This window comes from Zwartia lucis, assembly GCF_965234455.1.
GTDB lineage: Bacteria > Pseudomonadota > Gammaproteobacteria > Burkholderiales > Burkholderiaceae_B > Zwartia > Zwartia lucis.
Genome location: NZ_OZ248472.1, coordinates 765,183 through 784,941, shown reverse-complemented (window position 1 = coordinate 784,941; position 19,759 = coordinate 765,183). Strand labels below are relative to the sequence as shown.

Sequence of the window (19,759 nt, the reverse complement as noted above, 5' to 3'; positions counted from 1 at the left end):
ATGAGCAGGCATGAGCGTGAAGCGAAAAGACCAAGCATATATCGCAGGAATATTTGAGCACCCCACTCGGCATGCTCCAGAAACATCACTGGTTCAACTGCATGCGGAGTGCGCCCTTGGCGCGCTCAAAGATGCTGGACTCAGCGCCTCTGACGTAGATGGATTCTTTGGCGCAAGAGACATACCAGGCTCAAACGCCAACTGGTTTATTGACTTTATGAATCTAAAGCTCAAGCATATCGATTCAACAGATGCGGGCGGATGCTCACCTCTCATACACATCGCACATGCAGTAGATGCCATCGCCTCCGGGAAATGTAATGTTGCACTCATCACACTGGCTGGCAGACCGCGCAGCGAGCAGATGAAAACCGGAACAGCGCCTAGACCTGGAGAGCCGGACAGACCAGACTCTCCTTGGGAAGTTGCCTACCGTCCGACAATCTCGACCGCCTACGCCATGATGATGGCAAGGCATATGCATGAGTACGGAACCACGGCTGAGCAATTGGCCTGGATTCGTGTCGCAGCCTCTGAGCATGCCAAACATAATCCCCATGCGATGTTCAACAAACCTGTCACGGTCCAAGAAGTCATGAACTCCCCGCTGGTGGCACCACCTTTGCGCAGGATGGACTGTTGCGTCATTAGCGATGGTGGTGGTGCGATCGTTGTCGTCAGTCCAGCCATCGCAAGATCACTAAAAAATCCGCTGGTCAGAGTCATTGGGACTGGCCATACCGTTTATGGTCAACATGCAGGGTATGGGAACATGACGACAAGCGGTGCTGCAGTCAGCGGACCGATTGCCTTTAAAGAGGCAGGCGTGACCGCCCAAGATTTCAAGTACGCCTCTATTTATGACAACTTCACGATCATGGTGCTCATGCAACTCGAGGATCTAGGATTTTGTAAAAAGGGTGAAGGTGGCAAGTTTGTGTCTGACGGCAAACTGATCTCAGGACAAGGCCCACTCGCCATCAATACCGATGGCGGAGGCCTCTGTAATAATCACCCAAGCAATCGAGGCGGGATCACCAAACTGATAGAAGCGACACGGCAACTTCGCGGCACTGCACACCCTTCTGTTCAAGTAAAGAACTGCGACTTGGCCATGGCTTGTGGACCTGGTGGTTTTATCGGCACAGGCTATGCGCATGCAACCGTCGTTCTTGAGAGAGTCTAGATGAATAACGAACACATTACCCTGCATACCCAAGCGTTGACGGCACATCCTTATTTCAGTTTTTTTTGGGATGCAACAAAAAAAGGGGTTCTTTTATTACCCCACTGTACTGCGTGCAACAAAGTTCATTGGTATCCACGCACATTTTGTCCCTTTTGTTATGAGACAAAACTTGAATGGCGTCCCTCGAGTGGAGATGCAACGCTTTATGCAGCCACTGCTCTGACTAAAGCCTCAGAGCCATATATTGTGGCCTACGTAGAGCTTGCTGAAGGTCCTTTGATGTTGACGAATATCATCAATGCGTCAGTCAACAACCTCGAAATTGGTGATGCGTTAAAGCTCAGTTTTACTGCGCTGGATTCAGGTCAGCAGTTGCCCGTTTTTAAACCTGCTTGATCCTATATCTTTACTCCGATTGCATTTCTTTCAGCTTTTTTCATTTATAGAGAGATTTCGCCGAAAAGCTTGTAGCGTCAAATTTCTCTGAGGGCAGCGCATGGATTTACATCAATTAGAGTATTTCATTGCCATTCGAGAGCTCGGATCATTTTCCAAAGCATCACTCAAGCTTTCGATGAGTCAGTCTGTCCTGACACGTCAAATCCAAGGTCTAGAAAAGGAAATAGGTTTCAGCCTTTACAGACGAACAGGTCGCGGTGTTGAATTGACACAAGAAGGCACCGTATTTGAAAGTTATGCTCGCGAAATAATCAAAACGCATCAAACTGCGCTCGCAAAAATTAGAGAAACCCGACTCACCCAAGCACAGCCTGTGATCGTCGGACTGCCTGCCTCTCTTGCATCTGTTGTCGCGGTCGGTCTCGTGAAAGATTTCAAAGAAAAATACCCTCAGCATCCTTTAAAGATACTTGAAGGCTTTAGCGGCCATATATCCGAATGGCTCATAGATGGACGGATTGACGTCGCAGTCCTTTACAACACAAAATCCACCGCCTTTAGCAGTATTAAAACGGACCCTCTACTCGAAGATCGACTCGTTTTAGTGGGCCCGGCCCAAAATGCCATGCAGCTACCCAAGGGGCCAGTCTCGATCACCATGCTGGCGCACATCCCTTTAATCCTTCCGAGCAAGGAACATGGCGTGCGCGTTTTGGTTGACCGAGCGTTGGCAGAAAAAGGGCTTAAGCCAAATATTCTTGTAGAAATTGACTCACTCTACTCTAGTTTGATCATGGTCGAATCCGGGCTAGGATGCACCGTTGTTTCCTACCCTTGCGTCAAGAGATGGATTGAGAGCGGACGGATTGAATATCGTTCGCTCATCGAGCCTGAAATCACCCGAAAACTTGTGACTGCGATTGCACCCAATCGGCCGTCCACAAGGCCTGTCCGAGCCTTTGCAAGCCTACTACGCAAACATGTTGCTAAGCATTTTAAAAAGCAACCCTAAGCATATGCGATGATTTTGTATAGACTAGCAAAGGCCTCTGGAATGGCTATGAGGGATTTTTTTCCTCATACTCACGAATCGCTTCTTTTGCATTTCTAAAAGAATCTACACCCGCTGGGACACCGCAATAAATCGCAACCTGAAGAAGGATCTCTTTGATTTCTTCTTTCGTGACGCCATTGCGCAAGGCACCGTGAACGTGAAGTTTCAATTCATGCGGCCGATTCAAAGCGCTCAGCATAGCCAGATTGACAATACTGCGCACTTTTCTTGGCAGACCTTCGCGCGTCCAGACCTCACCCCAACAATACTCCGTCGAGAGTTCGAACATTTCACGACTGAAATCATCTGCATTGGCAAAAGATTTATTGACAAACTCATCCCCTAAGACTTCTCTTCTGACCTTATCACCCTTTCGAAATTGTTCCGTATCTTTCATCCATATCTCCAGATTCTGTATTGATCATCGTGCGTTAAATCAAGTTTTTTTGATTTCAACACCTGTCCAGGACTCCATCAAGCGCGCGACATCGCTCATATCCGCTTGCTGTCCATATTTGGCAATCGTCATGACATAAAGCTCCTTGACTGCCGAGCCAATCACCATGGGGATACCAAGCGATTCACCCTCATCCACACAAAGCTTTAAGTCCTTGTGAGCCAAGACCGCCGCAAAACCAATATTAAAAGTACGGGGCAATACTGCACGAGGAAATTTGTCCAAGGTGGCCGTGTTTTGGCCCGAACCCACATTAATCACGTCCAACATGACCTTAGGATCCAGACCATTTTTGACGCCCATCGCAAACACTTCGGATGTCAGCGCGAGAGCGCCAGCAGAAAGCATGTTGTTAGCAAGTTTCATCGTTTGTGCCATGCCAGGCTCGTCACCCACGTGAAATGGCTTGCCTAGGGTTCTGAGTACATCGACCACTTTATCGTACTCACTGCGCGCGCAAGACGTCATAATTGCCAAAGTCGCACGCGCTGCACCCAGTGTTCCACCACTGACGGGTGAGTCAAGGTACACAATATTGCCTTGCGCAAAAATTTCACTGGCTTTGACTGCTGCTGCAGGCCCGATCGTCGAAAAATCGACTACAACCTTTGCTTTCTTTGACCCAGCAAGACCCGGTGACAAAGAAGCGACCGCATGAACGTTATCGCCTTTTGGGAGACTCAAGAAAATGATTTCCGCCATGTCCCCAAGCTCACGCAAAGAGGCTCTGGGATGCATGCCAGCCGTCTTTGCGCGTTCTACGACCGCAGGATTCATGTCAACCACATGCACTTCATGACCTGCTTTGACCAGATTCGTCGCCATCGGAAAGCCCATATTTCCGAGGCCAATAAAACCATATTGACTCATATCTCTACCTTTAATTTTTTGATTGTGATGTGCGATTACTTTGAAGGTAGCAATCCAACTTCCTTAACAAGCTCAGCGACCATTTTTGTATCCTGATCGATGATGGCCTTTAGAGGACCACTACCCCGTTCAGCAGGTGTTGGTGCCAAAGCAGCCAGGCTGACAAGTCTCTCCTTAAATTCAGGGCTATCAATCGCTCTTGAAAGCGACTCAGTCAAGCGCTTACTGACTTCTGGTGGCAAGCCCTTGGGTGCCATCACGCCATTCCAGATTGAAAGATTAAATTGGGGCAGACCGCCTTCTGCAAAAGTCGGCACATCAGCCATTTGGGGGATGCGCTCCTTGGAGGAAATCGCAATGGCTCTTAATTTTTGCGTATTGTGTTGATTCATTAAGGTCACGGTTTGATCAATGATGCCTTCGATCGTACCCGCCATGACGTCGATCAGTGCCGGACCAGAACCACGATATTGAATCAACTGCCCTTGTGTCTTGGATTGATGAAAAAATAAGGCTTCTGCGAGGTGTGAGGTCGTGCCTGGACCACCTGAACCGAGATTCATTTTGCCTGGATTTTTTCTCATCCAATCAAGCATCTGAGGTAAATCTTTGATTCCGCTTTGATTGCTCACTGCTAGGACCATTGGCACCGTCGCGACCTGACCGATTGCATCGAGATCCTTCGAGGGGTTCACTCCAGCGGTTGGATGCAAATGTGGAATGATGACCAAAGACATATTGGTAAACATGAGAGTATGGCCGTCAGCTGGTGCACTCATCAAACGCTTCAGTCCAACCAAGCCGCCCGCACCAACAGTATTTTCGACAATAACCGTACGCTTTAAATCATCCGTCATCGCCTTGGCTAACAATCGTGCCAAAGTATCCAGCGTCCCTCCTGGGGCCACTCCTACAATCATCGTGATGGTTTTTGAAGGGAACGTATCGGCGTGAGCAGAACTAAGCGCGAGCAGGGCTGTTGCAGCCCCGATTACAAAGCGTCGTAACATGATGTCTCCAGATTTATCTTAAATAAAGACCGGTCTGAATAAAGTGAACCTTTACTCTAGCCAGTCTTTGACAATCCTATCAACATACGTGCAACACTGAGTGTTCTATTTATGCATATCTGAATTGCATTATTAGAATAGATCTAAGGGTCTCGATCATTTAAGTTCTAGCTTCGTCCGATCAATTCAATCCCATCGTCCTCTCAACGCTGCGAACAAGATTGAGCAACCTGGGACCCACATCATTTTCGAGTTGATTTGGACTTAAGCGAAAAGCCGGTATCCCACAGTTAAATGAGAAGGCTTCCTCGTTAATTTTTGCGAGAAGGGGCACACCTACCGAGCGTGTTTCTTTGACAAGTCCCTTTTTAGCCAAACAGAAACCCCATTTATCAAACTGCTTAAGTGCCTCAGAAACATTTGTTTCAACATCTATATCAGAGAAATGCTCGGGTCCCGCAAGTTGATCCAAGAGCTCTTGTCTTTCAGTCAGAGATAATCCACAGAGATATGCCCGCCCCATCGCCGTGACAAGTAAAGGTATTCGAGCACCAATGCCTGCAATCACGGGGGTCACAGAAGTGGCGCTGGCGCAGCTTTCAACAAATAACATTTGAGCACCGTGCCGCACGCCCAAAGACACCACCCCACCAATCTCATTAGCCAACTCCTGCATCAGAGGTCTCGCGATCTGCCTGATTTTCATGTTCGCGAGAACAGGGTACGCAGCAGTCAACACTGAGGTTCCAAGGGTGTACTTAGACAATGAGGCGACATATTTGATGTAGCCAAACTTGGACAGCGTATAAGTAATACGAGAAACTGCTGGCTTGGATAAACCCGTAATTTCAGCGATTTCCTTATTGCCCATAAATTGGGAATTTTTGTGCTTTAAACACTCGAGGACTTGGAGTCCTCGAGCAAGCGTGGCAACCAAATTCGGATCCTGAGTGACATCGAAGCCCCTCATGTCCGAAAATGAATCATTAATGACACGTTTCCTAGCCATTCAATGAAGACCTGTACTTTAAGAGTTGAGCAAACAACCTGAAAGGAAATATAGGTCGAAAATAAAGCACTATTTTGCCAATCCGAGTGTAGTGAGAATCGATTTTATGCTGCTGTACTCTCGATCAAGCATCAACTTTGTTTCCTTTGGTCCATAGAAAAATGGCTTCCATTGGTTGTGTTCCAGAAATGCTTGCCACTCCTTGGAGTCATTTATTTTTTTCAATGCCGTTGCCCAAAACTCAACTTGTGCAGGTGTCATATTTTTAGGACCGAGAACCCCCTGAACAGAGGAGGTTGAGACATCAACGCCCTGCTCTTTCCAAGTCGGTATGCTTGAAAGTGCGCCCCCCATCCTTTCGGGTGACCCAATCGCAATGACTCTAAGTTTGTCATTTTTAAGTGCATGAATGAGATTGGGCGTTGTCGCCGCGACGACATCAATATGTCCGCCGAGTAGTTGTGTCATCGATATACCTGATGACTTGAAGGGAATCACACTTAACTTATCGATAGCCACACCGGCTTTCTGCAGCGGTGATGCAATACCGACATGAATGTGATTACCTACTGAGGTTGCAACACCTATATGCAATTTATTTGGATTTTCCTTCATGATGCGAATAAGATCCGCACCATTTTTAATGGGCGAGTCAGCACGCACCACCACACCAACATATTCCCTAAACAAAAGGGCGATAGGCGTATAGTCCTGATAACTCCGGTTGAGTGAACCAAGAATATGATTGTTGATAATTGAAGTGGTCAATGTCATCAAATAGTTACCGTCTCCTGGATGCTGATCCAACACGTTCAGCGCAACGGCAAGATTCCCGCCGGGCCTATTGGTGATCACAAAGTTCTTAACGATATTTTCTTTGATTAAAAGATTTTGAAGTTGACGAGCCGCTGTATCCAAGGCCGCGCCTGCCCCTGCCGGAACAATGAATTCAACCGTAGTGGTGGGTTGCCATGCCGACTGAGCATGGATTGACGTTGCGGCAAACAGACTACACGCAGCGACTAGCATTTTTAGTGTCATCTTTTTCATGATGTCTCCCTATCGTGAAGGTTATGTTTCTATGTGCGTATGTACTATTCCATGCTTCGAAAGATCCGCTATTTCTTCCGTGTTCATTCCAAGTTTTCTTTGCAATACTTCAGCAGTGTCTTGTCCAACGACATGACCCGCATGCCTAATTTTTCCTGGCGTATCCGAAAGTTTCGGGACAATACCCATCATTGTTAATTCACCTAGTTTCGGATGCGGAACCTTCACAAGCATTTCACGTTGTTCGAAGTGCGGATCTTGGAAAATATCTTCCATCGTGAAGACTTTTGAAACAGGTACTTCGGCGGCGATCAATCGCGTTTCAATTTCAGCAGCCGTAAAGTCAGCCGCCCAGTCCTCAACAATTTTGTTGACTTCCTTGACCCTCGCGGCTCTAGCGCGCTGAGTCGCATAGCGCTCGTCGGTCACTAGTTCAGGCTGTTCCATCGCCTTTGCCAGACGTTGAAAAATCACGTCATTATTGGCCGCAATCAATACATAACTGCCGTCTTTTGTTGGATATAGACTATTAGGCGCCGTAGACGGAAGGTTCGATCCCACGCGCTTTGGAATGATTTTTAATCTGTCATAGGCGGGAACGTGAGGCTCCATCATGCTGAACGCCGACTCGTACAGCGTTGTATCTACAACCTGCCCTTTGCCCGTTTTTTGACGTTGCAAAATCGCCATGAGCGCGCCAAAAGCCGCAAACACAGCAGTATGTTCGTCTGTCACGGCCAGAGCCACCCGAGCAGGGGGCCTGTCAGGATCGCCGGTCATGTTCCTGACACCGGCGACTGCCTCGCAAGTGACGCCATAGCCAGGTCTATCCTTATAAGGTCCAGTCTGACCGTAACCACTGATGCGAACCATGACAAGGCCTGGGTTATCCGCGGACAAGGTCGCATAGTCGAGCCCGAGTCTCTCCAGTGTTCCTGGGCGAAAGTTTTCGACAACGATGTCAGCTTGAGCGATCAACTGTCGGACAAGACGCTGTCCTTGCTCAGTTCTTAGATTGATGGAAACGGATTGCTTGTTCCGAAGGATACTGGTCGCATACAAGGAGACACTACCATCATGACTCCCCATATTTCGGACTGGATCGCCCTCGGCGGGTTCAATCTTGATGACCTCCGCACCGAAATCCGCCAATAAACGCGTACAGGCAGGCCCCGCAATGGTGGAACACAGTTCTATCACCGTATACCCCGTGAGTGGCGCCTCATTTTCACTCGTCTTCATTTTTCAGTGTCCATTTTTTTAGCGCATGGGCCGTTGTTTAGGACCAAGCTGTGTTCTGTTCAGTTCATAGGCGTCTTCAATCCAGTCACAGAGCAACGCCCGCGTCTCGGAAGGCTTGATGATGTCAACAATGCCAAACTTTTCTGCCGTTCTAAAGGGAGATGCCAGCTTGTGGTAATGGTTTTCAAGCTCTTGTCGCTTTGCCTCTGGATCTTCAGCCGCCTCGATCTCCCTGCGATAAGCCGCTGCGACGCCCCCCTCTACTGGAATCGACCCCCAGATCGCCGAAGGCCACGCGTAGCGCAAATTCAACGACTGTCCATTCGGACCGAATTTGGGACCATGAAGTCCGCCCCCCACACCGAACGCGCGCCGGATAATGATCGAAATCCACGGCACTGTGGCCTGCTCAATCGCGCCCGCTGCGCGATAGGCAATCGGAACTGTGCCCGCACTCTCTGCCTCGAGTCCAATCATCAAACCTGGCTGATCGGTGAAGTTGACGATGGGGATATGAAACGTATCGCACAAATCCACAAAACGTTCGATCTTCATCGCTGACTTGTGCGTCATCGCTCCACCCATCACCATGGGATCATTGGCCATCACTCCAACCGGATAACCATTGAGACGAGCCAAACAGGTCAGCGTTGATCCCCCGAACAGACGACTCATTTCAAACAGGGAGTCTTTGTCGACAATTTTTTCAAGTATTTTTCTGATTTGATAAGGAGTACGTTTATTTTCCGGAATAACGTCGTCGAGTTTCTCATCCATCCGCCACGGATCATCCGCACACTCCGTCACTGGAGGCGCTTGCCATACATTACGCGGCAGATATGACAGGAATTTCTGAATTTGGTCGAACGCGTCTTCTTCGGTTTTGGCAATGTTATTGACCGATCCCGCCTTTGCCGCAACTTTCGCGCCACCTAGTTCATCTTTTGTGACGGTTTGATTCAGTCCCTGCTTGACGACTGGTGGTCCCGCTGCAAAGACCTGACCAACATTTTCAACAATGACCGAAAAATGCGCGCAAGATACCTTGACCGCCCCAAGCCCTGCGCAAGCACCCAATGCTGCACCGACAACCGGCACCGTGCTTAATAAAGGGATGACGGGCCAAGTGGGGTATCCAGGAATTTTCGTAGATTGCTGCTGTTCAATCAGTCTGACACTCCCGCCTGCCGTATCGACCATTCGTATCAAAGGCATCCGAAATTGATACGCCATTCTCTCGGCGTACAACCATTTATCGGCCACCGTCGCCTCGCTAGAACCCGCCCCGATGGTGTAATCATCACCCGAGATCATCACTTTTCGATTGGCGATTCTGCCCGTTCCCGTGACCGCATTGGAGGCGATGAAGGAAACCAAATTTCCTTGCGGATCATATTTTCCCTTGCCAGTCGTCATTCCAAACTCACGGAATGTTCCAGGATCGAGTAGTTTCTCTACTCTTTCTCTGACGTTGAGTTTCCCGAGCTCTTTTTGTCGCGCTAACCTGTCCTCGCCACCCATTTTGCGTGCCGACTCTCTACGCATTTCGAGTTCAGTGTATGCAGCTTCCCAGCTCATTTAGGCCTCCGATTATTATTTTTTCATTATCAACTCAAAAACAGTAAAATACAAATATAAGAATTAAGTTCCTATATTAGGAATTTAAAAATAATAAAAATCAACTGCAACAGTTATTTTCGAACCGTCTGGAAACTGGATAAAAAAGATGTTCAACAAAGTGATGGTGGCCAACCGGGGCGCAGTCGCAGCCCGGGTCTTGAGAGCCTTGAGGTCTTTAGGTGTGAAGTCTGTAGCCGTCTACTCGGAGGCTGATCAAGATTTGCCATATTTAAAGATGGCAGACGAGACCTACTTCCTCGGACCTGCTAGTCCGCGCGAGAGCTATCTCAATCAAGAGGTATTAATCAAAGTACTCCTTGAGTCAGGCGCGGATGGCGTACACCCTGGCTATGGATTTTTAGCTGAAAACGCCGAGTTCGCCAGCCGAGTCAACGAAACCGGTGCGACCTTCATCGGACCTAGCCCGCGATGGATTGATGCAATGGGTCACAAAACCCGTGCCAGAACGCTGATGGCATCGAACGGACTCTCAATGGGAGCAAGCTCAGAGTTGTTGAGTGGCGAACTCGACGAAGCATTGCGCGCGGCCGAAACGATTGGCTATCCCGTGATCGTCAAACCTGCCGCCGGTGGCGGTGGCATCGGCATGATAGCTGCGCACAATGCCGACCAATTAGCCAAGGCCCTTGAGAGCGCAATCTCTCTATCAAAGCGAAGTTTTGGCAGCGCTGAGATTTATCTTGAAAAGCTCATGATCAAACCCCGTCACATTGAGTTTCAACTGTTGGCCGATCGGAGCGGAAATGTTCGTCATTTGTTTGAACGTGACTGTTCCATACAACGCAGACACCAAAAAGTCATCGAGGAATCTCCTGCGCCTCAACTACCAAGACAGATGCTCAACAAGGCTGGTGACGATATCGCTGCCGTGATGAATAAGCTCAAGTATGACAATATCGGAACCGCTGAAACACTCTACGCGGGCGGCTCTGATTTCGCTTTTCTTGAGATGAATACCCGCTTGCAAGTCGAGCATGCCGTCACAGAAGAAATCACTGGTATTGATATCGTTTGCGCACAGATTCGTCTGGCGGCTGGGGAGTCCCTATCGTCCGTTCTTCCAGAAAAAATTTCCATCTCCGGACATGCCATCGAGGCGCGTATATACGCCGAAGACCCAGTTAAATTTTTTCCGTCACCAGGCCCTTTAAAAACATTGGTTTTTCCAAAGGGCGAGGGTATCAGAGTGGAGACAGGTTATGCGCAAGGAAGTCTGATCACTCCCTATTATGATCCGCTGATCGCAAAACTCATCGTTCACGCCCCTGATCGAACGCTCGCGATCAACAAGCTCATCGATGCGCTTGACCAAACCGATATCCAAGGCGTCAAACACAACATCCCATTTTTACGCCTGGTGCTTGATAGTGAAGAATTCAGAGCAGGAAATATACATACCGGTCTTGGTACTGATCTCATTGCTCGTCAAAACGCCAAAAAATAATAAGGAGTCATGGCCATCATCGACCCATGTCATGAAGGTGTCATCTTTAAGCGATAAAAAGAAAAAGACGCTTTAGTCAAAAACTAAAGCTCAATCTTTTTTGAGGGTGATCGTTTAATGGCTAATTTTAGAAAATTCCGGCTACCCATACGCATTTACCAATTGCGTATCGAACTCACAAAAATCGATCCCATCATTTGGCGAAATGTATTAGTCCCTGACACCATCAAGCTTTCAAAACTCGACCGTGTGATCCAGGAGTCTTTCGGTTGGACCAACAGTCATCTGCATGAGTTCAATATTGAAAATAAACGCTATGGCATGATCAATGCGGTTCAAGAGCATGATTGGGATGAGGAAAACCCCTTGCTTGACGAGCGTAAATTTACCCTCGGTATGCTCTTAACTGACACCATTCACGAGTTTGAATATGACTACGATTTTGGAGATGGCTGGTGCCATATCGTAAAAGTCGAAAGACATCTGACTCCAAACCAAACTAATTATTGGCCGATGTGCATTGCGGGTGAAAATGCCTGCCCTCCCGAGGACGTAGGCGGCCCCTCTGGCTATGCCGAGTTAATCGATATTCTCAATGATCCTGCTCATGCTCAGCATGCCGAACTCTTTCACTGGGTCGGTGGCCCCTTCGATCCACGAAGCTTTGATGTGAATTCCGCTAACGCAAGAATCGGGCGTCTTCGTTAAGCATAGCAACAAAATATTCGTCACGGTTAGCGCCGGCTACATCGGCTCTCACCTGAGGTCCTAATAACGCTCCCGCATCTTCTCAATCACCTCCTTCACCTTGTCCCGCAACCCCAACGGTGCGATCACTTCTACATCGCTCCCCTGTCGCAAAATATCCTGAATCAGTTCCCAGTCCTCGCCATACGGGACCTCGAGCTGATATGAACCATCGGGCAACATAGCGCTCACCTGATCGGGATGCCAGACTTCATTGGCCACCCACTGCGCACGAAATGGCGTGAACCTAAGCGTCGCCACCTGGCGCTGTTTGCCATTGAAAATCCCATAACTCGATTCAAACACTTCGCGCAACGTCTCCGCAGCGACCTCGTGCACGGCCTCCTCGAGCAGGTCTACCGATCGGATCGCATCCACCGCAAAGCTGCGTAGGCCCTCTCTCAAGTGACAATACGCATCGAGATACCAATTGTCTCGGTAATACACCAGATGCTGAGGCGAAATCGCACGCGCGCTGGTCGTCCCCTGCTGGCGAGAGTAATACTCAATATGCAAACGCTTGCGATTGATTAGGGCCTGTGCGAGCAGTTGAAAATGCGCATTGACGACCTTGCGTTGCCCCATCGGGATAATGCGAATCCGCGCGGCGGCTTCTTTGGCACTGCCGGTGCCTTCATTCAGCAAACCTTCGAGCCTGGATTTAAAGGGCAATACATGCGGCGCCAGCAAACCACCCGGTTCGAGCTTAGAGATCATCTCCAGCATCGTCAGGACAGAGTGAATTTCTTGTTCGCTAAACCAGACGCCAGGCAACTCAAACGTGCGCGAATGACTTGGCTGTTGCGTCAGCGCATAGCCGCGCAAATTTGAATCCCAAGCGAACGGAATACCAAGCCGATCGCGCATGTAGGCCAGATCACGATTGAGCGTAGCACGGGATACTTCGAGCGTCTCCAGCATCTGCCGCATCGTGACCGAGGGCTGGGCCATCAGCATCGTTTGAATCTTGTAAAAACGTTCAGTGCGATCCATTGTGCTCCAGTTTCAGACTTATAGTTTGAAACCTAATTTACACGTTTACGGGCACTTTTTTACAGATTGGGAATCATTTAAAAAAAGAAATCAAAGTAGCATCTAGTGAGACACTAAGGTATGGGATTTACGATGATAATTTCTTGCAACAGCTCTTTAAATAAACTACATTGTAGTTATGAGTGATATTAAATTTGAGTGGGATACAAAAAAAGCCACAGCAAACTTAAAGAAACACGGAGTTTCATTCGCGGAGGCTCGCACCGTGTTCTTCGATGAAAACGCAAAATTAATCAATGATCCAGATCATTCAGGTGACGAGGACAGGTTTATCTTGCTAGGCTTGAGTAGCAGCCTAAGAATTGTTTTAGTTTGTCATTGCTATCGCGAAAAAGGAAATGTGATTAGGCTCATTTCCGCACGTCAAGCGTCAACTTATGAATCGAAACAGTATAGATAAAGGGTGCATCATGCGCAAAGAATACGATTTCAGCAAAGCTCGTAAAAACCCCTATGCAGCCCAGCTAAAGAAACAAATCACAATCAGGCTCGATGGGGACTCTATTAATTATTTCAAAACCATCTCAGAAAAAGTTGGCATCCCATACCAAAGCCTTATAAACCTTTACTTGCGTGACTGTGTTGCTCACAATCGTAAACTTGAGTTAAGTTGGAAGTAAGTGCATCGTAAGATTTCAGCATCTAATTGCAGCAGATTTACCGCCACTCTCAAACTGAAACTGGCAAATTTAATTGTCAAAAAAAACAATCAATCATAAAAAACCTGCGCTCTGATATCCCGCTGCACCACAGGGTGCAACTTTCGGATCAATTGATGATCCTCTGGCTGACAAACCATGCCAGGTCTCTGCACATTTAACACGCGCTTGACGGTCACGATCTGTCCGTTGAGCTGATACATAGACTGATAAAACAGCCCAGCCTCATCAAAAGAGGCTCCCGTCGGAATCCGGGTGATCTTTGCCTCGGCCGGAAACTCCACCTCGTAGTTTTCCTCATAGCGATAAGAATGACAAACAAACGGAAACAGCACACGCTCTTTAGGTCGATTAAAACTCAAACGACTGATATGAGCCGGAGTCAAGCCTAGAGGAATATTGAGCGCTCCCGGCCCCGGAAAATTGGCCACCGGATCAAGCGTAAAACTGCCATGATTGGTAAAAGGCGTATCCAAATCACGTGCATCCGACGGGCTGTAATGCCCCACACCCGACTGACGATTAGCCGACAAATTCGATCGCGCGATCCTTTCCTTGAACTCACCCTCATGATCCGCGAAATTCAGACGTGCGCTGTAATCCGCATTCCCCGAAAACGTCGAACTCACCGTCCCCGTGAGCTGGCCATCGGGTTTAATCTGGATCTTAGCGATTGATTTGACCCAGTTTGTCGAGGCTTCGAGCCTGGGTGTGTGACCCAGGCGATTGAGTGCTGTCAGCACTGTCGGCTTATCCAACACACTGACAGGTAAAACACCAAAGGGTGCGAGCTCGGCCGTCGGATCCAGATATAAATCCCATTGCGGGATGTAGACGATCACATGATTAAACGGACTCACTGAACCTAAACGTGGCATCTCAAACGCACTACCCGAGTTGATCATGGCCGTCGACGCTTCAATACCCTTGGCTGCGAGTAAAGCAATCAGTAACGTCGTCTTGTCCTTGCAGTCACCATAGCGATTGCGAATCACCTGATCGGCCGGATTGGGCACCACCCCACCCGAGCCCAGAAAAATCGCCACATAACGGATCTCTTGAGAGACCCAGTGATACAACGCCGCTGCCTGCGCCCTGGGCTCTTGAAGTCCCGAGGTGATCTCATTGGCCAGCTTTTGTATCTCTGGTGTGACCGCTGCCTTGGAAGCTGCAGCTTGCTCATACACCCGACCCACCGCCAACGGACTTTCAAACGTCGACAAATGCACATAGGGTCCATAGTCACTCGCGGACACCTGACCGCCCTCAGAGGGCTGGATCTCAGCTTGAGCATAGGTATAGCGATAGCGCACCGATCCATCGGGTCCGTCCGCTAGCCGACCGCCCTGCATGCCCCGACTATCCGCCAAAATCCGAATTGCAGGATCATGCGAAATATTGAACTCTAAATGACCATACTCAATCGTCGTCCCCAGCGCTCGACGAAACATAAACTGCCCCGGAAAAAGGGGCGTGTGCGTCGTACGTACGATCGTTGAATGCGCGCGGGCTCCCACACTGATCTTGGGAAAAATCACCACCTGCGTCTTAAGTGAGGTAAACATGGCCGCGCCCTCAGAACGCTCCTCATCGACCACTCTCACGGCATCCGCAGCCACCGGGATGCGCTCACCCGAAGGCAGTTCAGTAAAAGCCTCGATGACCTGGACTGTCTGCCTGTCGCTATAAAAATCTACGTCATCCTGACTCACAAGCTCAATCGCTGCCAGAGACTTGAGGACCGTGACCATCTCGATGTTTTCCTCATAAGTGCCATCGGCCCGAACGTGGACGGTAATGATCTGGCGCTCAATCGCGTAGAGACTCTTGTGAGGCTCTTGTGCCTGTGCCTGCGCATGCGCCTGTATCGACACAAAGAACAGTAAACATAACGCTTGCAGTACCAATGCTTTCATCATACCGTTCACACCATCTCTTGAGTTGCATTCGTATTCACACCCACGATACACGTTGACTCAAGCCTTTTAGCACTTTCATAAATATATTTAAAAAGAAAATAAAGTCGCATCCTGTGAGACACCTCGCTGCTTACTGTAGAGACTCAAACACTTCAATATCAACGAAACATAACAATAATTCAGGCAAATAATGAACCTCTCCAGACTGTTATCCCTGTGCGCTATTCTCGCTACCTCCCTCGTCCTGGGCGGTTGCGCCTCCATCACCGGGGGCACTCAACAAAGTGTTTCCGTCGAAACTAGACAAGAGACCGCGCAAGTTTCTGGCGCCGCCTGTGAGCTCGTTAATGCCAAAGGCAAATGGTTCCTCACTACGCCAGGCTCCGTTCAAATCCAGCGCTCCAACGATGACCTGCAAGTGATCTGCAACAAGCCCGGCCTCGAAGTCGGACGCGCCTCCGTGACCTCGATCGTGAAACCCGGTATGGTCGGAAACTTTTTCTTTGGCGGCCTCATCGGGGTCGCAATCGACCATGCCTCGGGCGCTGCCTATGACTATCCCAATATGATCCAAGTCATGATGGGACAAATGACCAAGGTTGGCTATACAGAAGGACATGCCACCACGCACACCACCACGAATCCTGCAGGTGGGCCGCCCGGAGCGACGCAAACGAGCGTCACACCCGCAGGCGTCACCGAGACACGCCAAGTCAGCCCAGCTGGCACCACGACGACAGAAACTTTGACACTCACTTCAGCTGGAACCGTGGCCAGCAGCATGTCAACGGTGCCCTCGACGGGAACACCCGCAACGACTGCTCCCGTTGCCGCACCTTCGGCTTCAACCACCGCTGCGCCCGTTTCACTCGACGCGGCTAAAAACGAATGTATCGCGCTTGGCATCAAACCTCAAACCGAAGCCTTTGGACAATGCGTAATGAGGATTGCGAAGTAATCCGCGAGTCAACGCTTAAAAATGGGGTGAGAGGTCACAACTATCCATTGACCCACTGCTCAGGCGATGCAAGCAGAAACGCCTCGAGCGGCACCCCACTCGTACCCACTACCAACGCCTGACTAGGCGCATAATTTTGCGTGAATTTCTTTAGACCGGAGAAAGAGCCCTTGCGCCTTCCGCTTTTAACTTCGATCGCGGTCAACCTATCTCCTTGGCTCAAGATAAAGTCGACTTCGTCATTACGTTCGCGCCAATACTGCAACGCCATCCCAAATGCTTTGTAGTTACTGAGATGCGCGCCAATTGCCGACTCGACCAACCTGCCCCACGTCTCTGGGTCTTTCATCACCGCATCATATGTCAGACCAAGCTGTGCACTGATGAATGCAGTATTCAAAGCTTGTAGCTTAGGGCTGGAGGCACGACTCCGCGCCACATCACCGGCGAATTTATCCAACCCCGTCAACATCCAAGCAGAACTGAGCAAATTAAGATAATTAGAAAGTGTCGAAGTATTGCCTACATCTTGCAGTTGGCCGACCATTTTTTGATAAGACAATATCTGACCCGAATAATGACAACCCAAGACGAACAGTCTTCTTAACAACGCAGGCTTATCAATCCGGCTCAACTGTAAAACATCCTTTGAAAGCGTCGGCTCAATAATGGAGTCGAGTACATAATCACGCCAACGCGATTCCTCCGAAATCAATGATGCTGCGCCCGGATATCCACCGAAATAGATAAACTGCTCAACACTCCAGCCGAACGCCTCGCGCATTTCCGCAAAACACCAATGCGGCACTCGAATCAGCTCAAACCTACCTGCAAGACTTTCACTTGCGCCGCTTTGCATTAAAAACTGGGATGACCCCAACAACACAACACGTAAGGGATAGGAGGCATTAGCTTGAAAGCTATCTTCGTCCCACAGCATTTTTACGATCTCCGACCAGCGCGGGACCTTGTGCACCTCATCCAATACGAGCAGACAAGACTGCGTACGGCTTGCCCTGCGCGCAGTTTCCCACTGCTGAGCAATCCATTGCGCATCAGGCGTACTAGGTAAGTCTGCTGAGGCGTAGATGCCCACGCCATCGAAGCTCGCGATTGCCTGTTTCGCCAAAGTCGTTTTACCTACCTGCCGAGGACCGGACAGGACTTGCATGAAACGCCTGGGCTCTTTTAAACGCGCACAAAGCTTGCCGTATTGCATACGATTGAACATGTGCAACCCTTTAAGCAATTAATTGAGTGATTTTACACGATATATTGCGCAAAATGTAAAAAGTGGGATTACTTTAATTTGCGATCAGTTCTACGATAAATGGTGAGTACAAGCCTGCTGTCAACGTAAATCTCATGAAAGACTGTGTAGGTATTGTCGGGCTTTACAAATTTTGAGCCGTCAATAAACCTGTAGTTCGTCAAAACATAATCCGACTCGAGATTCAGGGGATCCAAGATCATTCTTGCGCGATCTTGGGGCTTGAGCAAAACAATCGCCTGCTGTATTGAGGTCGAACCGAGGGGACGGATCGTGATGCGTTTTCTGTCATCATTGGCAAGAATATACTCAAGTCCCTTCACATTCGTCACACCCCAATAGTCACGCTCAAAACTATCATGAGATGAAAACAGAGTCATCAAACTATTGAAGTACAAATGTTGAAAGGGGTGATGATGGATCATCCAACCCACGTTAAATAAAATTTGCACACTTAATAGCACCGTCATTAAACCTGCTAGATTCACCCCGAGCGCTTGCTTATTTTTGAGCGCCTGCAAACCGCTTAGGCTGAGTAATACGATTGCAGGATAAACAAAATAAAGCTGTCGCCAGCCGTCGTAAAGCGTTGAATTCAAGACAATTGCTGCAAAGATTGGACTTCCAGCTACTCCCAAAAAAAGAACATCCTGAAATTGATCGAAGCGTTTTAAACTTTGAAAAGGTTGTGACACAACGTTCAAAAATAATTTGACGATACCGATCGTAAAACATACCGAAATCAAGATAGGCGTGGTCAGCAGAATCCATGTCGGCACATAATGCCAAGGCAAGTTCTTTGCAGAAACATATTCGCCAAAATAAAGATTGAAATGATCCCAACGAAATTTAGACATATTTTTTAATGCGGCTATAAAATTTTCGAAGGGGCTTTCCCATAACCACGGCCACATTCCATACGTCAATAGGACAGAAGTCACGCCAAAGACCGCAGTCAGCGTCACACACTGTCGCACAGTGATTAGACGAAAACTACTTAGCACCACAAACATAAAAATCGTTAACCCAACAAAAATGACTCCGGCAATACGAATATTGATGGTGATTGCAATCATGAGTGCATGAAGCAAAGTGCTTTGCCAAGTGAGTTTGAGTCGCAGGCGAGTTAAGGTATATAGACTGGCCGCGCAACACGCCATGAAAACAATATCTTTGCTGTTGTAGAACCCCTCTCCGTAGAGCCGAGGGCTAGTTAACAACAGGGTACTCGCCAACAGAGCGAAGCCCCAGTGATTGAAACGCAATTTCGCAGTTTGATAGATGGCAATCAAACCAAACCAATAAACAAAAAAAGTCAACAAATGTCGCAGTAAAAATTGCTGTCGTGAGTCGTTCAGTAAAAATAAACGCTCTATAAAAAAAACAGGTAGATCAAACGCGACACCATAATCCCGATCATAATATTCGTGAAGCGGAATATCGAAAGTTGCCAATACGGGATCATTTTTTAACCAAGCGATATTGAACTTCTCAGCGATATAGTTCAGGCTCATCCCGCCGTTTGTACGACTAATCAGTTCGTCCGCCGACATTCCATAATCAGTAAAGGTGACCAACCCCACCACCAAGATCAGGAGAAAATAAAACGTTGTCAAGAGTGAGCGATGACGACTCACTAACGCGTTAAGGGTATTACAGAAAAAGGAAAAATGATTGATCATTAGGGTGAGTTGCCATCAAGGTGGTGTGACGAACAAAAAGAATCGTGTCTGACAACGCTCAATTTTTAATAGATCAAAATACAAGAGGACTTTTTTTACCTGGGCG

General features: G+C 48.5%; 19 protein-coding genes. 8 read left to right on the top strand and 11 right to left on the bottom strand.

The annotated features are described in order from the left end of the window. Positions 1–10 precede the first annotated feature (10 nt). From AC8GE9_RS03765 to AC8GE9_RS03755, 3 genes are all read left to right on the top strand, one after another. On the top strand, positions 11–1,186 hold the full coding sequence (locus AC8GE9_RS03765; protein ID WP_506675775.1) for a thiolase family protein: 1,176 nt from the start codon (positions 11–13) through the stop codon (positions 1,184–1,186). Next, on the top strand, positions 1,187–1,585 hold the full coding sequence (locus AC8GE9_RS03760) for a Zn-ribbon domain-containing OB-fold protein (RefSeq protein WP_506675774.1): 399 nt from the start codon (positions 1,187–1,189) through the stop codon (positions 1,583–1,585). 100 nt (positions 1,586–1,685) lie between these two features. Beyond that, the gene (locus tag AC8GE9_RS03755; RefSeq protein ID WP_506675773.1) at positions 1,686–2,600 is read left to right on the top strand and encodes a LysR family transcriptional regulator; all 915 of its coding nucleotides are present in this window, start codon (positions 1,686–1,688) and stop codon (positions 2,598–2,600) included. A 46-nt stretch (positions 2,601–2,646) separates the two neighbouring features. Here the strand turns inward: AC8GE9_RS03755 and AC8GE9_RS03750 are convergent, their stop codons facing one another. The 7 genes from AC8GE9_RS03750 to AC8GE9_RS03720 form a co-directional block, all read right to left on the bottom strand. Next, positions 2,647–3,039, bottom strand: a complete 393-nt coding sequence (locus tag AC8GE9_RS03750) for a carboxymuconolactone decarboxylase family protein (protein WP_506675772.1) — start codon at positions 3,037–3,039, stop codon at positions 2,647–2,649. A 39-nt stretch (positions 3,040–3,078) separates the two neighbouring features. After that, positions 3,079–3,969, bottom strand: coding sequence for an NAD(P)-dependent oxidoreductase (locus AC8GE9_RS03745; protein WP_506675771.1), 891 nt, complete (start codon positions 3,967–3,969; stop codon positions 3,079–3,081). A gap of 35 nt (positions 3,970–4,004) precedes the next feature. Further along, on the bottom strand, positions 4,005–4,979 hold the full coding sequence (locus AC8GE9_RS03740) for a Bug family tripartite tricarboxylate transporter substrate binding protein (RefSeq protein WP_506675770.1): 975 nt from the start codon (positions 4,977–4,979) through the stop codon (positions 4,005–4,007). Between the two features lie 181 nt (positions 4,980–5,160). After that, positions 5,161–5,988, bottom strand: a complete 828-nt coding sequence (locus tag AC8GE9_RS03735) for an IclR family transcriptional regulator (protein ID WP_506675769.1) — start codon at positions 5,986–5,988, stop codon at positions 5,161–5,163. Positions 5,989–6,057: 69 nt separating this feature from the next. Next, the gene (locus tag AC8GE9_RS03730) at positions 6,058–7,038 is read right to left on the bottom strand and encodes a Bug family tripartite tricarboxylate transporter substrate binding protein (RefSeq protein ID WP_506675768.1); all 981 of its coding nucleotides are present in this window, start codon (positions 7,036–7,038) and stop codon (positions 6,058–6,060) included. A gap of 21 nt (positions 7,039–7,059) precedes the next feature. Continuing rightward, a complete protein-coding gene (locus AC8GE9_RS03725; RefSeq protein ID WP_506675767.1) occupies positions 7,060–8,280 on the bottom strand; it encodes a CaiB/BaiF CoA transferase family protein in 1,221 nt (406 codons plus the stop codon). 18 nt (positions 8,281–8,298) lie between these two features. Beyond that, the gene (locus tag AC8GE9_RS03720; RefSeq protein WP_506675766.1) at positions 8,299–9,858 is read right to left on the bottom strand and encodes an acyl-CoA carboxylase subunit beta; all 1,560 of its coding nucleotides are present in this window, start codon (positions 9,856–9,858) and stop codon (positions 8,299–8,301) included. A 148-nt stretch (positions 9,859–10,006) separates the two neighbouring features. Between AC8GE9_RS03720 and AC8GE9_RS03715 the strand changes: the two genes are divergently transcribed. Both AC8GE9_RS03715 and AC8GE9_RS03710 read left to right on the top strand, forming a co-directional pair. Continuing rightward, entirely contained in the window at positions 10,007–11,365 is a 1,359-nt protein-coding gene (locus AC8GE9_RS03715; protein WP_506675765.1) for an acetyl-CoA carboxylase biotin carboxylase subunit, read from the top strand. A 117-nt stretch (positions 11,366–11,482) separates the two neighbouring features. Beyond that, positions 11,483–12,073, top strand: a complete 591-nt coding sequence (locus AC8GE9_RS03710) for a plasmid pRiA4b ORF-3 family protein (protein WP_506675764.1) — start codon at positions 11,483–11,485, stop codon at positions 12,071–12,073. Between the two features lie 60 nt (positions 12,074–12,133). Here the strand turns inward: AC8GE9_RS03710 and AC8GE9_RS03705 are convergent, their stop codons facing one another. After that, positions 12,134–13,105 carry a helix-turn-helix transcriptional regulator gene (locus tag AC8GE9_RS03705; RefSeq protein ID WP_506675763.1) on the bottom strand — a complete coding sequence of 324 codons (972 nt, stop codon included), beginning with the start codon at positions 13,103–13,105 and terminating at the stop codon, positions 12,134–12,136. Between the two features lie 178 nt (positions 13,106–13,283). Here AC8GE9_RS03705 and AC8GE9_RS03700 point away from each other — a divergent pair, with 178 nt between their 5' ends. Further along, positions 13,284–13,565 carry a BrnT family toxin gene (locus AC8GE9_RS03700; protein WP_506675762.1) on the top strand — a complete coding sequence of 94 codons (282 nt, stop codon included), beginning with the start codon at positions 13,284–13,286 and terminating at the stop codon, positions 13,563–13,565. Next, on the top strand, positions 13,543–13,785 hold the full coding sequence (locus AC8GE9_RS03695) for a BrnA antitoxin family protein (RefSeq protein WP_506675761.1): 243 nt from the start codon (positions 13,543–13,545) through the stop codon (positions 13,783–13,785). Before AC8GE9_RS03700 ends, AC8GE9_RS03695 begins: the two co-directional genes overlap by 23 nt. Positions 13,786–13,874: 89 nt before the next feature. Here AC8GE9_RS03695 and AC8GE9_RS03690 read toward each other — a convergent pair whose 3' ends face one another. Continuing rightward, on the bottom strand, positions 13,875–15,743 hold the full coding sequence (locus AC8GE9_RS03690; RefSeq protein ID WP_506675760.1) for a DUF3857 domain-containing transglutaminase family protein: 1,869 nt from the start codon (positions 15,741–15,743) through the stop codon (positions 13,875–13,877). Positions 15,744–15,933: 190 nt separating this feature from the next. Between AC8GE9_RS03690 and AC8GE9_RS03685 the strand changes: the two genes are divergently transcribed. Further along, entirely contained in the window at positions 15,934–16,701 is a 768-nt protein-coding gene (locus tag AC8GE9_RS03685; RefSeq protein ID WP_506675759.1) for a hypothetical protein, read from the top strand. A gap of 40 nt (positions 16,702–16,741) precedes the next feature. Here AC8GE9_RS03685 and AC8GE9_RS03680 read toward each other — a convergent pair whose 3' ends face one another. Together AC8GE9_RS03680 and AC8GE9_RS03675 are read right to left on the bottom strand one after the other, a co-directional pair. Beyond that, a complete protein-coding gene (locus AC8GE9_RS03680; protein WP_506675758.1) occupies positions 16,742–17,932 on the bottom strand; it encodes an ATP-binding protein in 1,191 nt (396 codons plus the stop codon). A gap of 68 nt (positions 17,933–18,000) precedes the next feature. After that, positions 18,001–19,653: a hypothetical protein gene (locus AC8GE9_RS03675; protein WP_506675757.1), complete on the bottom strand. Its 1,653-nt coding sequence runs from the start codon at positions 19,651–19,653 to the stop codon at positions 18,001–18,003. Between the last annotated feature and the right edge of the window lie 106 nt (positions 19,654–19,759).